The 13,645-nt window shown below is 69.2% G+C and carries 12 protein-coding genes and 1 tRNA gene; 9 read left to right on the forward strand and 4 right to left on the reverse strand.

Features of this window, described 5'->3' with window-relative positions:
- Positions 1-30: 30 nt before the first annotated feature.
- The 3 genes from FMP39_RS10755 to FMP39_RS10765 all read right to left on the reverse strand — a co-directional run bounded on the left by FMP39_RS10755 (position 31) and on the right by FMP39_RS10765 (position 3,315).
- A complete protein-coding gene (locus FMP39_RS10755; RefSeq protein WP_141589820.1) occupies positions 31-1,170 on the reverse strand; it encodes a class I SAM-dependent rRNA methyltransferase in 1,140 nt (379 codons plus the stop codon).
- A gap of 158 nt (positions 1,171-1,328) precedes the next feature.
- Positions 1,329-1,697 carry a hypothetical protein gene (locus FMP39_RS10760; protein WP_090488824.1) on the reverse strand — a complete coding sequence of 123 codons (369 nt, stop codon included), beginning with the start codon at positions 1,695-1,697 and terminating at the stop codon, positions 1,329-1,331.
- A gap of 22 nt (positions 1,698-1,719) precedes the next feature.
- Positions 1,720-3,315: an NAD(P)/FAD-dependent oxidoreductase gene (locus FMP39_RS10765; RefSeq protein WP_141589821.1), complete on the reverse strand. Its 1,596-nt coding sequence runs from the start codon at positions 3,313-3,315 to the stop codon at positions 1,720-1,722.
- 302 nt (positions 3,316-3,617) lie between these two features.
- Here FMP39_RS10765 and FMP39_RS10770 point away from each other — a divergent pair, with 302 nt between their 5' ends.
- Positions 3,618-3,821: a hypothetical protein gene (locus FMP39_RS10770; RefSeq protein ID WP_228557862.1), complete on the forward strand. Its 204-nt coding sequence runs from the start codon at positions 3,618-3,620 to the stop codon at positions 3,819-3,821.
- 133 nt (positions 3,822-3,954) lie between these two features.
- Here the strand turns inward: FMP39_RS10770 and mprA are convergent, their stop codons facing one another.
- Positions 3,955-4,608, reverse strand: coding sequence for an MprA protease, GlyGly-CTERM protein-sorting domain-containing form (gene mprA, locus FMP39_RS10775; protein WP_141589823.1), 654 nt, complete (start codon positions 4,606-4,608; stop codon positions 3,955-3,957).
- 240 nt (positions 4,609-4,848) lie between these two features.
- On the opposite strand from mprA, the gene FMP39_RS10780 reads away from it, so the two are divergent.
- The 8 genes from FMP39_RS10780 to FMP39_RS37900 all read left to right on the forward strand — a co-directional run bounded on the left by FMP39_RS10780 (position 4,849) and on the right by FMP39_RS37900 (position 13,089).
- Complete coding sequence (locus tag FMP39_RS10780) at positions 4,849-7,554, forward strand: N-acetylmuramoyl-L-alanine amidase (protein ID WP_228557863.1); 2,706 nt, start codon at positions 4,849-4,851, stop codon at positions 7,552-7,554.
- A 94-nt stretch (positions 7,555-7,648) separates the two neighbouring features.
- Positions 7,649-8,659, forward strand: a complete 1,011-nt coding sequence (gene gap / locus FMP39_RS10785) for a type I glyceraldehyde-3-phosphate dehydrogenase (RefSeq protein WP_141589825.1) — start codon at positions 7,649-7,651, stop codon at positions 8,657-8,659.
- 39 nt (positions 8,660-8,698) lie between these two features.
- Positions 8,699-9,886 carry a phosphoglycerate kinase gene (gene pgk / locus FMP39_RS10790; protein ID WP_141589826.1) on the forward strand — a complete coding sequence of 396 codons (1,188 nt, stop codon included), beginning with the start codon at positions 8,699-8,701 and terminating at the stop codon, positions 9,884-9,886.
- Between the two features lie 39 nt (positions 9,887-9,925).
- Positions 9,926-10,696, forward strand: coding sequence for a triose-phosphate isomerase (gene tpiA, locus FMP39_RS10795; protein ID WP_140862107.1), 771 nt, complete (start codon positions 9,926-9,928; stop codon positions 10,694-10,696).
- Positions 10,697-10,791: 95 nt separating this feature from the next.
- Positions 10,792-11,211, forward strand: a complete 420-nt coding sequence (gene secG / locus FMP39_RS10800; RefSeq protein ID WP_090488808.1) for a preprotein translocase subunit SecG — start codon at positions 10,792-10,794, stop codon at positions 11,209-11,211.
- Between the two features lie 103 nt (positions 11,212-11,314).
- Positions 11,315-11,396, forward strand: a tRNA-Leu gene (locus FMP39_RS10805).
- Positions 11,397-12,289: 893 nt separating this feature from the next.
- On the forward strand, positions 12,290-12,541 hold the full coding sequence (locus FMP39_RS10810) for a hypothetical protein (protein WP_141589827.1): 252 nt from the start codon (positions 12,290-12,292) through the stop codon (positions 12,539-12,541).
- A gap of 434 nt (positions 12,542-12,975) precedes the next feature.
- Positions 12,976-13,089 (forward strand): ATP-binding protein, encoded by a 114-nt coding sequence (locus FMP39_RS37900; protein ID WP_228557864.1) that lies wholly within the window; start codon positions 12,976-12,978, stop codon positions 13,087-13,089.
- Positions 13,090-13,645: the final 556 nt, after the last annotated feature.

Consider the following 13,645-nt stretch of genomic DNA (forward strand, 5'->3'; position numbering starts at 1 on the left):
GCACTCCATCGGCCGCGCGGGTGGACCGCTTCAGCTGACTTCCAACGCCATCGCGTGGAGGTGCTCGGCCCCGTGGGAGCCAGCCAGGGTCGGGTGGTCCGGCGGCAGGCCCGGGCGGGCCAGCCGGGTGGCGATCCGGGCCTCGCCCTCGCAGGCGGTGGCCACCAGGTCGTCAAAGCCGTCCTGGGGGAGGGGTGGATGGTACCCGGTGACCATCAACCAGCCACCGTGGCGCGTCCTGCGAAGCGCGTGACGCAGCAACTCCACGAATTCCTCGTCGGTCGCCACGGCCGGTGTGTCCAGCAGGACCAGGTCGAAGGTGTCTCGAACCGCACGGAGGGCCTGCAGGGGCTTGCCCGTCTCCACCATCACCCGGCCCAGCAGGCCGTTGGCCTCCGCGTTTTCACGCGCCAGGTCCGCTGCGTCCGCGTCGGCGTCGAAGGCGAGGATGTGCCGGGCCCCGTGCACCCCCGCGTGGACGAAGAGCCCTCCCACGTTGCAGCTGGCGTCCAGCACGCGCGAGCCCTGGGCCATGCGGGCCACGAAGCGGCGGACCTCGCGCTGGTCATACGCGTAGCCCGTGCCCTGGCCGTACGTGAGGTCCACGGTGAAGCGGGCTCCCATCTCCAGCAGCCGGCACCAGCGGGGTGGGGTGCCGTACAGGACATGGGGGCGCTGCGTGGGCAGGCCCAGCGCTTTGCGGCGAGGGGTGTCGTTGCGCAGCAGCACCGCGCCCGCGCCCGCCACCTCCACCAGCGCGCGCGTCAGCTCCTCGAGGCGCGCGTCCATGGCACGGGTGAGCGTCTGCACCACGAAGTGCGTGTCGTAGCGGTCCACGATGAGGCCGGGCAGGCCGTCCCCGTCATCGTTGACGACGCGGCAGAAGCGCGGGTCGTCCACCAGCCGTGCCCGCCGCTCGAATGCGCGGCGGAGATGGCGCGGGATGAGTCCCTCCACCACCTCGTCTGGTTGGCCGAGCCGCCGCACCGCATAGGACGCCTCTAAATCCACGTCACCCAGGCCCAGCACCGAGCCGTCCTCGTCCCGAAGCTGTACGGGCTCTCCGGGCTGCGGCGTGCCTTCCATGGAGATGATGTCTTCCCGGCGCACCCATGGCGCGCCATGGCGCAGTCGGCGGGCGGCGTCGCGGGACAGATAGGTGCTGAGCACGATGGGTTCTCCTCTCGCGGCGACCCGAGGGCACCGGCGCCCGGGGCGTGCTGCCAGGGAAGAACATGGGGTGCTGGCCTGCGGATGGCTGCCCGTCCCAGAGCGCCACGTCGGGGGGCAGCCGGGCGGACGGGCCCGTGCGCCGTCGCCCCGTTGCTTCAGCCCCCGCTGGGCGGGCGCTTGAAGGCCTTGGTGGTGACCTGGAAGAGCAGGGTGCTGGCCGCCAACGCCAGGACGATGCCGATGCCGCGCAGCCGCAATTCGTCGCGGAACACCAGGGACAGGGCCAGCGCGCTCAACAGCACCACGGCCGCCACGCGAAGCACCTGTCCCCGCTGCAATGCCCCTGAGCGCGCGGGTTTCGCCTGGGCAAGAACGGGGATGCTCGCCGCTTTGCGCCAGGTGGTGGCGGTCTCTTCCCGGACTTCGTCCTCCGCGTCCACCAGCCCCTGGACGTAGGCCCGCTCCACATCCAGCAGGCTGGGGTAGACCAGCTCGCCCTCTGGCGTCCGCACGACGTATCCCATGAGCCCTCCTCCCGGCCGTCCGTCAGGACAGTTCGGTGGCAATCTGCTCAGCGACGCGCAATCCATCAACGGCGGACGATACGATGCCGCCCGCGTAGCCGCAGCCCTCGCCCGCCGGGTAGAGGCCCTTCATGGACACCGACTGCAGGTCCTCGCCGCGGGTGATGCGCACCGGTGAGGACGTGCGGCTCTCGATGCCGATGAGCTTGCCCTCCTCGCTGATGAAGCCGCGCATCTTCCGCTCGAAGGTGCGCAGGGCCTGCTTCAGCGACTCGGTGAGCCGCTTCGGGAAGAGTTGGTTGAGGTCCGTGTGCGCCAGGCCGGGACGGTAGCTGGTGCCGCCCGGGTCCTTCTTCACGCGCCCGGCCAGGTAGTCCGGAATCGTCTGGGCCGGCGCGTAGAAGCGGCCTCCGCCCAGCTCATACGCCTTGCTCTCCCAGTGGCGCTGGAACTCCAGGCCCGCCAGCGGCCCGCGGAAGCCCTCGCGCTCGAAGTCCGCCACGGACACGGACACGACGATGCCCGAGTTGGCGTAGCGCGCGTTGCGCCGCGAGTTGCTCATGCCGTTGGTGCACTGGAGCCCGTCCTGCGTGGGCGTGGGCACCACGATGCCGCCGGGGCACATGCAGAACGAGAAGACGCCGCGCACCTCGCCGTCCACCTCCAGGTTCTCCGCCAGCTTGTAGTCCGCCGGGGGCAGGCGCGGATTTTTGGCCGCGTTGCCGTACTGGATGCTGTTGATGAGCGCCTGCGGGTGCTCGGCGCGGAAGCCCAGGGCGAAGGGCTTGGCCTCCACAATCACCCGGCCGTCGGCGGCGAAGCGCTCGTAGAGCTCGCGCGCGGAGTTGCCGGGGGCCAGGATGACGCGGTTGCTCTCCAGCGTGCGTCCGTCGGACAGCTTCACGCCCGCGATGTGGCCGTCCTTGTAGAGCAGGTCGTCCACGCGCGTGCTGAAGTGGACCTCGCAGCCGCCGGCGATGAGCTCCTCGCGCAGCTTCGCCACCGCGCCGGGCAGCAGGTCCGAGCCGATGTGCGGCTTGCCCTCGACGAGGATGTGGTCCGGCGCGCCGTAGCGGGCGAAGGCCTCGATGACCTTGCGCACCATGGGGTGGTTGATGCGCGTGGACAGCTTGCCGTCCGTGTACGCGCCCGCGCCGCCCTCGCCGAAGTTCATGTTGCTTTCGGGGTCCAGCGTCCCGTCGCGCATGAGCTTCGCCACGTCCTTGCGGCGCGACACGACCTCGCGGCCTCGCTCCAGCAGGATGCTGCGAACACCGCGCTCCAGCAGGCCCAGCGCGGCGAAGAGCCCCGCGGGGCCCGTGCCGATGATGATGGGCCACTGCTCCGGCGCCTTCACCGGGCCCAGCACTTCGGGAGGAGGGGGCGTCTCCCCCACGTCCGGTGGCAGCTTCGCCGGCTTCTTGCCCTGGGCCAGCTCCACCTCCAGCGTGTAGATGTAGCGCGGGCTGCCCTTCTTCCGCGCGTCCAGCACGGAGCGCACCACCCGCACGGACGAGAGGTCGGAGCGGGTGACGCCCAACTTCTCCGCTGCGCGCTGACCGAGCAGCTCCTCTGGCTCGTCCAGCCACAGCCCGATGTTGTTCACCCGATACGCCATCGCATCCGCTCCTGGTGGGGCGCGTATCTCGCCGCCCTGTTGAAAGATTGCAAGCCCTTGAAATTCGGGTGCGAACCCGCTGATGCACCCCCTCACGCCAATCCCCCGTACCGCCGAGGACTGCGCAAGCGCGTTCGCACTGCCCTCCAGGGCCGTTCGGGGCCCTGGTCTACTTCAACCCTTGGGAAATGTTGAGGAATCCGTGAGGAAGAGAATGGCTGGCACGAGGGTTGAAACAGGGCTGTCTCGTGATTAGGCGGCGTCGCTCCTTCCCGGCCGCGTTCTTTATGGAGGCACTGACCTTGAGCACCGATCAAAAGGGCACCCGGATCCTGGCGCGCACGTTCTTCAACCAGCTGCGCGCGAGCGGCTACACCCCGCACCAGGTGATTGGCATCGCCACGGAGCTGCTCGAGCTGGTGACGGCGGACATCAAGGAAGGCGAGAAGGCGACAGCCGTCCAGGCGGCGCAGGAGCAGGCCCCGGAGCGTCGCCCGCACGCCTGAGGTCCTCAGCGGGTTCTCCCCGCGGGCGCGTGGGCTCCGGACCGGTTTCCGGGGCGCCCGCCCGCGTGTGGAGGCAGCGAGGTGGTGAACGGACCGGCCCTGGCCGGTCTTTTCGTTTCGACTGATTGATGAGTCAGGCGCGGGGCGCCCGTTGCTCCCGCCTCCGCTGGTACGCAGCCGCTCCGGCGACAAAGAGCAGACCCGCGGTGAGGGCGCTGAAGACGCTACTGGCCGTCTGCGTGGCCTGGAGCGCCATCAGCACGCCGCCCGCGGTGAAGGCGGCCACATCCACCCATGCGGGACGGCGCTGCGGCAGCACCAGCACCAGGATGCAGGCCGTCAGCGGCAGGCCCAGCGCCACCTGGCGGATGATGGCGTCGGTGCTCGTGCGCACCGTGTCCCAGTTGTGCACCAGGATGGCGGCGAAGATGACCACCGTGCCCAGCGCGAGCACCAGCACGCCCGCGGCGGCCGCGTCCTTGGCCAGCCGGGCCTTCTCGTCGAACTGCTGGACGGCCAGGTCCACCAGGTGCTCCAGCGCGCTGTTGAGGATTTCGGCGAAGAAGATGAGCAGGACGCAGAAGATGAGCGTCACCTTCTCCGCGAGCCCCAGCGCGATGCCGCTGCCCACCAGCCCCACCAGCACGGCGGCGATGAGGTGGATGCGCATGTTGCGCTGGTAGATGACGGTGTGGATGAGCCCCGCCCACGCGTGACCGAAGGAGGCGAGCAGCCCCGAACCGTGACGGGGGGGGAAGGACGTGGGTGGCCGGGGAGGTGCGTTCATCGATGGCGAAAGCGCGGAGGAGGCTAACACCCGCGGGACGGATTGCCCCTTCGTCGTGAAGGGGTATGGTCCGACCCTGTGAATGCCCCTTCCTACCCTCTTCGTGTCCGTCTGGGTGGCGCACTTCTCGCGCTGTTGTTGACTTCCCCCCTGGCCCGCGCCGAGTCCCACGCCGCGCACGACCCTGCACTGGATGAAGGGGCGTGTGGCCTGGAGCCGCCGGGCGTGGAGTACGTGCCGATGCCCGGGCCCCGTCCGCATGAGACGCGCCGCCTGTCCGCCGCGGAGCCGCCGGTCGTCCGGCGCGAGCTCCGGACGGGGGCTTCCGGGACGAAGTCGGGCGTGCCGCAGACGCGGCAGCGCACGGGCGCGCTCTCCGGCAAGGTGGTGTACCTGAGCCCGGGCCACGGTTTCACGCGCAGCGCGCCGCTGAACCGCTGGGCCACGCAGCGGCCGAACACCTGGGCCGTGGTGGAGGACCTTATCTCCGCCGAGGTCCTCAACCAGTACCTGCTGCCCATGCTGACGGGCGCCGGTGCCACCGTGGTGCCCCTGCGGGAGCCGGACCTCAACGGGCACATGGCCATCGTCGACGACGGGCAGGCCGGCTATTCGGAGGACGGCGACGTCTTCGAGTCCTCCGCTCAACCCGGCTGGGGCACGCCGCCGACGCCCATGGGCAACGCGGTGGAGCCCTTCTCGCTGGGCACGACGCGGGTGATGGCCTCCGCGCGCAGCGCCACCGCGAGCGCGACGTGGACGCCGGAGATTCCCGCGGAGGGCAGCTACCACGTCTACGTCTCCTACGCGGCCGACCCCACGCGCGCGCCGGACGCGCACTATGTGGTGAAGCACGCGGGCGGTGAGAGCCACTTCCGCGTCAACCAGCGCCGTCACGGCGGGACGTGGGTGCTGCTGGGGCGCTTCTATTTCAAGGCGGGGCAGCACCCGGATTCCGGCGCGGTGGTGGCGCTGAACGACACCGCGGAGGGCGGCACGCTGTCGCTGGACGCGGTGCGCTTCGGCGGTGGCAGCGGCGTCATCGGTGACGCGGCGATGGCGCCCCTGGCGCGGCCCCGCTACGAGGAGTCCGCGCGCTACCACGTGCAGTTCAGCGGCGCGCCCTTCACGGTGTACGCACCCACGGGGGCCAACGCGCTGACGAACGAGCGCAACGCGGACGTCACCGCCCGTCCTCGCTTCGCCGCGTGGCTGCACGAGGAGGGCGAGGACGCGGTGTACGTGGCGTGGCACACCAACGCGTCCACCACGGGCAACGTGTCGGGGACGGAGGCCTACGTGTACGGGCCTAACCCGGTGGACGGCACGCTCAACTTCACCGGCTTCCCGGGCAGTGACGTGCTGGCGCGGGCGCTGCTGGACGAACTGGCGCAGGACATGCGCCGCGAGGTGGACCCGAGCTGGCGGGTGCGCAACCTGCGCTCGGCGAACCTGGGCGAGGTGAACCCCACGCACAACAACGAGATGCCGTCCGTGCTGCTGGAGGTCGCCTACCACGACAACGTGACGGATTCGAATCGGCTGAAGGAGCCCGTGTTCCGCCGGGTGGCCGCGCGCGCCATCCTTCAGGGACTCATCAAATACTACGCGGCCCGGGACAGCGTGCCTGTCGTCCTGCCACCCGAGGCGCCCGAGGCGGTGGCCGCGCTCAACGGCAGCGGCGGCACGGTGGAGTTCCGCTGGGCGGCGCCGCCGGCCAATCCGGACGAGGAGGGCCGCGACGCGCCCACGGGTTACCGCGTCTACCAGAGCGCGGACGGGCTGGGCTGGGACGACGGCACGGATGAAGCGGGCACGTCCTTCCGCACCACGCTGGCGCCGGGCACCGTGCGCTACTTCCGCGTGGCCGCGCACAACGCGGGCGGAGAGGGCTTCCCGTCCGTCACCGTGGGCGTTCGGACGCCAGGCGGCGCGGAGTCCCCGGTGCTGGTGGTCAACGGCTTCGAGCGGCTGGATGCATCCCAGGCGTGCGCCGAGCCGCTGGATGCCTATGACCTCCAGGCGCCTGTCCGCCTGCTGGTGGAGACGATGAACGACGGCACCTACGTGCGCCGCCACGGCGCCGCGCTGGCGCACGCGGGCACCGCCTTCGACAGTGCGACGCGCGCGGCGGTGGCGGCGAACCTGGTGACGGTGGGTGCGCCGTACCGGCTGGTGGACTGGTTCACCGGCCGGGGTGGGGCGGGAGGGGCCCGTCCTACCCGTGAGGAGCAGGACGCCCTGCGCGGGTTCGTGATGCAGGGGGGCCACCTCCTCCTGTCGGGCAGCCACGTGACGTCGGCGCTGGCCGTGGGCTCGGCGGAGGACCAGGCCTTCCTGGCGGACATTCTTCGCGCGGCGCCGGGCAGCGGGACGCCCCCGTTCTCCGTGGAGGGCATGCCGGGCGGCTGGCTGGCCCAGCTCACCGGAGTGGCGCTGGATGACGGCACGCGGGGCGGCTACGCGGTGGGCGTGACGGACGTGCTGACGCCCGCGTCGGGTGGCACGTCCGTGCTTCGCTATCTGGGAACTGACCTGGCGGCGGGCGTGATGTCGGCGCCCAACGGGCGGGTGCTGCTGCTGGGCGTGCCTTTCGAGGGCATCGTCAGTCCGGTGCAGCGCGCCGGGCTCATGTCCTCGTTCCTGGTGCAGGCAGGCCTGCTCACGGAGCTGCCCCCGCCGCCGGCCGAGGAATCCGGAGCCGCGAGCCTGCTCACCGCCTGTGTGGCGGCGCGGGGCGTGGATCCGCACCCGCCTCCGGAGCCCGAGCCGGAACCCGAGCCGGAGCCCCATGTGGTGCGGGTGCTGCCGCAGTTCTATCCGCTGGGAGATTCCGGCTGTGGCTGTGGGGCGGGTGGGGGAACGGGCACCGCCGTCTGGCTGTTGCTCGGGGTGATTGTTCAGCTTCGGCGTGCGCGTCGTCGCGGGGATGTCGCCGGGCGTTGACTCGGCCGGTCGCGATGCCTACGGTCGGCCGCCCTCGATTTTGACGTGACGACCCGTGGGTGCCTGGCACCCACTGCTCAAGGAGACGACGAATATGGCTACCCGGATTGCCATCAATGGTTTCGGCCGCATCGGTCGCTGCATCCTCCGCGCGGTGCTCAGCCGCAAGGAAGACCTCGAGATTGTCGCCATCAACGACCTCGACAAGCCCGCGGCGCTGGCGCACCTGTTCAAGTACGACTCCGTGCACCGCACCTGGCCGGGTGAGGTGAAGGCGACGGAGAAGGGCATCGTGGTGGACGGCAAGGAGATCACTGTCACCGCGGAGAAGGACCCGACGGCGCTGCCCTGGAAGAACCTGAACGTGGACGTGGTGCTGGAGTGCACCGGCCGCTTCACCGCGCGCGACGCGGCGGAGAAGCACCTGAAGGCGGGCGCGAAGAAGGTCATCATCTCCGCCCCGGCCAAGGGCCCGGACATCACCATCGCTTACGGCATCAACCACAACGAGTACGACCCGGCCAAGCACCACGTCATCTCGAACGCCTCTTGCACCACCAACTGCCTGGCGCCCATCGCCAAGGTGCTGGTGGACAACTTCGGCATCGAGAAGGGCCTGATGACCACGGTCCACAGCTACACCAACGACCAGCGCATCCTGGACCTCACCCACGAGGACATGCGCCGCGCCCGCGCCGCCGCGCTCTCCATGATTCCCACCAGCACCGGCGCCGCGAAGGCCATTGGTGAGGTGATTCCGCAGCTCAAGGGCAAGATGCACGGCCTGGCCGTCCGCGTGCCGACCCCGAACGTGTCCCTGGTGGACCTGACGGTGAACACCGAGAAGAAGGTCACCGCCGAGGCCGTCATCGAGGCCTTCCGCAAGGCCGCCGAAGGCCCGCTCAAGGGCGTGCTGGAGTTCAGCGACGCGCAGACGGTGTCGGTGGACTACAACGGCAACCCGCACTCGGCCATCTTCGACTCCACCAACTGCTTCGTGATGGGCGACAACCTGCTCAAGGTCATGGCTTGGTACGACAACGAGTGGGGCTTCTCCAACCGCATGGTGGACACGGCGAAGTTCCTCGTCTCCAAGGGCGTCTAGTCCCAAGGGCGTTCAGGGCACCGAGAGGGAAGGACCGAGATGATCCGTTACATCGATGATCTGCAGCTGACCGGGAAGCGCGTCTTCATCCGCGTGGACTTCAACGTCCCGATGGAAGGACGGCGTGTGACCGACGACACCCGCATCCGCGAGGCGATGCCCACCATCCGGCGCGCGCTCGAAATGGGCGGGAAGGTCATCCTGGCCTCCCACCTCGGCCGCCCCAAGGGACCGGACCCGAAGCTGTCGCTGGAGCCTGTCGCCGTGCGGCTCGCCGAGCTGCTCGGAGGCAAGCACGAAGTCATCCTCACCGACGACTGCGTCGGTGACGGCGTGAAGAAGCAGGTGAAGGAGCTCAAGGAAGGCCAGGTGGTCGTCCTGGAGAACCTCCGCTTCCACAAGGAAGAGGAGGCCAACGACGAGACGTTCGCCCGCGAGCTGGCGGCGCTGGCGGACGTCTATGTCAACGACGCCTTCGGCACCGCCCACCGCGCCCACGCGTCCACCGCGGGCATGGTGCCCTTCGTGAAGGAGAAGGCGGCCGGCTTCCTGATGCGGAAGGAAATCGAGTACCTGGGCAAGGTGCTCAAGAACCCGGACAAGCCCTTCGTGGCCATCCTGGGTGGCTCGAAGGTGAGCGATAAAATCAAGGTCATCGAGAGCCTGCTGCCCAAGGTGGACGCGCTGCTCGTCGGTGGCGCCATGGCGTACACCTTCCTGAAGGCGCAGGGCGTCGAGGTGGGCAAGTCCCGCGTCGAGGGCGACAAGCTGTCGCTGGCCACGCGCCTGCTGGAGGCGGCGCACCGGTTCAAGACGCAGCTGGTCCTGCCGGTGGACCACATCGTGGGCACCGAGCCCACGGAGAACAGCCCCGCTACGGAGACCCCGGACAACGCGATTCCGCCGGACATGATGGGGCTGGACATCGGTCCCAAGACGCGCGCCATCTTCGCGCAGCACATCCGCGATGCGAGGACGGTGGTGTGGAACGGGCCCATGGGCCTGTTCGAGGTCCCCAAGTTCGCCGAAGGCACCCGCTCCGTCGCCGCGGCCATGGCCATCAACACGCAGGCCACCACCGTCATCGGCGGCGGGGACAGCGCGGCGGCCGTGGAGCAGATGGGCTTCGCGGACAAGATGAGCCATGTGTCCACTGGTGGAGGTGCGTCCTTGGAATTCCTGGAAGGACGCGACTTGCCGGGCATCAAGGCGCTGGAGACGCGGTAGGCTCCGCGTCCGACACACCACACACCCCTGGGGGACACCATGGCCACCGCGCGTCGTCGGAAGATCGTTGCTGGCAACTGGAAGATGAACAAGTCGGTACCGGAGGCGCTGGCCCTGGTGCGCGATCTGCGAGGGCAGGTGGCTTCCCTGGGGGACACCGTGGAGGTGGTGGTGGCGCCGCCGTTCGTGGCGTTGCAGCCGCTGCATGTCGCGCTGGAAGGCGCGCCGCTGGCGCTGGCGGCGCAGAACTGCCACTGGGAGTCCTCGGGCGCCTTCACGGGTGAGATTTCCGCGCCGATGCTGGCCGAGCTGGGGTGCGCCTACGTCATCGTGGGGCACTCCGAGCGCCGGCAGCTCTTCGGGGACACGGACGAGCAGGTGAACAAGCGGGCGAAGGCGGTCCGCGCGGCGGGGATGACGCCCATCATCTGCGTGGGCGAGACGCTGGCCGAGCGCGAGGCGAACCAGACGCTGGCGGTGGTGGAGCGTCAGGTGCGCGGGGCGCTGGAGGGCTTCGAGGCCAAGGACGTGGCGGGCTTCGTGCTGGCCTACGAGCCGGTGTGGGCCATTGGGACGGGGCGCAACGCCACGGCGGCGCAGGCGCAGGAGGTCCACGCGGCGATCCGGGGGCTGGTCGAGCGCCTGTATGACGGGGAGACGGCCGGGCGGGTGCGCATCCAGTACGGCGGCAGCGTGAAGCCGGACAACGCCGCGGAATTGCTGGGCCAGCCGGACGTTGACGGGGCGCTTGTCGGGGGCGCGAGCCTGAAGGCGGGCGACTTCGCGGCCATCGTCAAGGCGGCCACTTAGAGTTGATCCAGGGGGCGGGCGGAAGATGTTGTCACCCGATCACCACTTTGGTGTAGGGTGCGCCTCCTTTTCACGGAACGTCTGAAAGAGTCCACATGCTGACCTTCGTCACGATCGTGCACGTCCTGGTGTGCGTGTTCATGATCTTCGTCATTCTGCTCCAGCCGGGTAAGGACGCCGGTATGGGCTCCGCGCTGGGCGGTGGTGCCGCCACGAGCGCCTTCGGCGGCCGGGGTGCGGTGACGTTCCTCAGCAAGCTGACCGGCGTCTTCGCCGCGCTCTTCTTCTTCAGCTCGCTCGGCCTGTCCTTCGTGGGGCTGCGCTCCTCGGTGGCGGCGGGTGGCTCGGTGGCTTCGCCTCCGGCGCAGTCGGCCCCGGCGACCTCGGGTGACGCGGCGCCGGGCAGCATGGAGCAGCCGCGCGGCGAGCAGTCGACTCCGCCCGCCGAGGGTGGTGGCAACCCGGCGACGGGTGAGTCCGCTCCCGCGACGCAGGAGCCGGCTCCGGCGCAGTAGTCGTTCGCGGTACGTGGTTCGTAGGAAGAATCTGATTCACGCAGCGGTTGAGATTGTCGTTGCGTGAATCAGAAAGCTCCGGTAGATGGACGCCGCAGCAAACGCCCAGGTGGTGGAACTGGTAGACACACCATCTTGAGGGGGTGGCGCCGAAAGGTGTGCGGGTTCGAATCCCGCCCTGGGCACTCCGAAAAAGCCTCCAAGTCCTTGGGACTTGGGGGCTTTTTTATTTGCCGCTCTGGACTGTAGACCGACCGCCCGTAGCGTGGGCCGAATCCCGGGTGATGGCGGAAACAGGTCGGCGCGACGACGGACGCCCGGGCAGGCTGCCTGCCAGGCGCCCCTATGCGGCTGTGTTGCAAGACGGGGCCTGGTCCGGGCGCCGGGCTCCGCAGAGCGGCGGTAATGCGGGGCGCACATCGTGGGGCATGACAACCGATGCCCTCCGTTCTCGAAGAGCGCCCCGTTCCTCGTGGGAGACGAACACGAGCGTTCAGGCACTTGCGGCGGAGTGTCTTTGACGCACGGCGAGCCGGTGAGTGAGCGCGGCCTGGCGCAGCTGTCCCGACAGGGCGGACCAGCCGGGCAGGTCCGCTTCAATGGAATACAGCTCGCCGATGAGCTCCAGCACCTCTTCGCTCGCGGGGGGGGAAGGCCTGGGCCTTGAAGAAGTTGCGACGCGCGTAGGCCCAGCTCTCGTCTACCTCCGGCGGCGACGGCTTCCACCAGCGCGCGACGCTCAAGCCGCTACCGGCGTGCCCCTACCAGCTGGCCTGCAGGACGAAGGCGCGGGTGAATATCGACTACCACGTGGAGCTGAAGGGCCACTGATACAGCGTGCTGTTCACGCTGATGGGCAAGCCGGTGGAGGTGGGTCACTCGGAGGGCGCCGTCGAAGTCTTCCTCGCGGGCCTCCGCGTGGCCAGCCATGTGCGAAGCGCGCAGAAGGGGGCGCTTCACCACTTGACCCGGGCACAGATCCGCCTCCCATTGGCATCACACCGAGTGGACGCCCTCGCGTCTCATCCGCTGGGCCGAAGGCGTAGGCCCCTCGTGAGCGAAGCTAGTGGAGGAACTCATGACGAAGCGGACTCACCCGCAGCAGGGCTTCCGCTCGTCGCTGGGCGTGCTGCGCTTGGCTGACGAGAAGATGCACGGCGAGGCCCGCGTGGGGAATGTGTACGCCCAGGCACTGCGCCGCCGTGCCATCAGCCAAAAGGCCGTCGTCGCTATTCTCCAGCACCACCTTGATGACGCCAACAAGAAGCATGCCGAGAAGGGCGCGCTGCCCGAGCACGAGAACGGGCGCGGCGCTTACTCCTGCCACTGACTGCATGCACGGCTTCTTGGCCGTGCGCTGCCATTGCCCGTCGGTGCTGGCTTGAGTCTCTCAGTCTCGACGGTGGCCTGCGCGCATGAGGGCGCGCAGGCTGGACACCGAGACTGACGGAGAAGAATGAACGCTCGTGGTCCCGACGCTGGAGAATCTCAACGCGTTGAAGCTTGCACGGCATGGCAAACGACCTGCGCGGCTGACCGGAGAGGCGGGCCGACACGACGCTGAGCGCCATTGACATGGCGGGACTCCTGGCGGACGCGGAGTGGATGTGCCGGGAGAACAAGAAGCTGAGTGCGCGCCTGCTGCGTGCGAAGCCGCGCCAGCACGCCTGAGTGGAGGACATCGGCTACACCCGCGCCCGAGGACTGATGAAGCCGCAGGTGCTGGAGCTGTCCACCTCGAAGTAGGTGGCAGGCAAGCACAACGTGCTGCTGACGGGGCCAACGGGCGTGGGAAAGAGCTTCCTCGCGCCCGCGCTGGGGATGCACTCCCTGAGGGGGCGGCTCGCTGTTTCGCCTCACTGTTCCTGTCGGACTTGATGGGGGCTACTCCACAGCACAGCGCGTCCGGATGAACTGGAAACGAATGAACCGGCCCATCGTGCGATGCCCCCCTGCTCGCATTCAGCCCCCGTGGCCCAACGAGCGGCTCCACGCTAGAACCCAAGTCAAGCGCTCAGACCGGTAGTGCCGCGTCTGGGCGCTGTGCGGGGGAGCAGCAGTGTCCGTTTCTACCGCGACCGCCCCGTGCGCGGTCGGAGCAGGCCGCCCACCGCCAGCAGGGCCGCGACGGTGGGCGCCAGAAGGTGCTCAACCCCGAGCGGGCTCCTTCGCCGCCGCGTCCACGCCAACTTGCACTGCAGGTGCGGAGCGGGCGCCTGGTCCGCGCGTCGTGTCGCAGCGAACGTCCTTCGTCCACCAGAATACGGAATAGGGTGGTCAACGCAGCCGGTTGACAGAAAACGCGGTGGTGATAGAAGCCGCGCCCCTCGCAAAGAAGCCCGCGCACTGGCGCGGAAGGCACTTCGAGCGAGTCAGTACGACAATACGGAATACGGCAGTCAACGCAGCGAGTTGACAGGAGACGCGGCGGTGG

It is taken from the genome of Myxococcus sp. AB056, assembly GCF_006547365.1.
In the GTDB taxonomy this organism is placed as follows: domain Bacteria; phylum Myxococcota; class Myxococcia; order Myxococcales; family Myxococcaceae; genus Myxococcus; species Myxococcus virescens.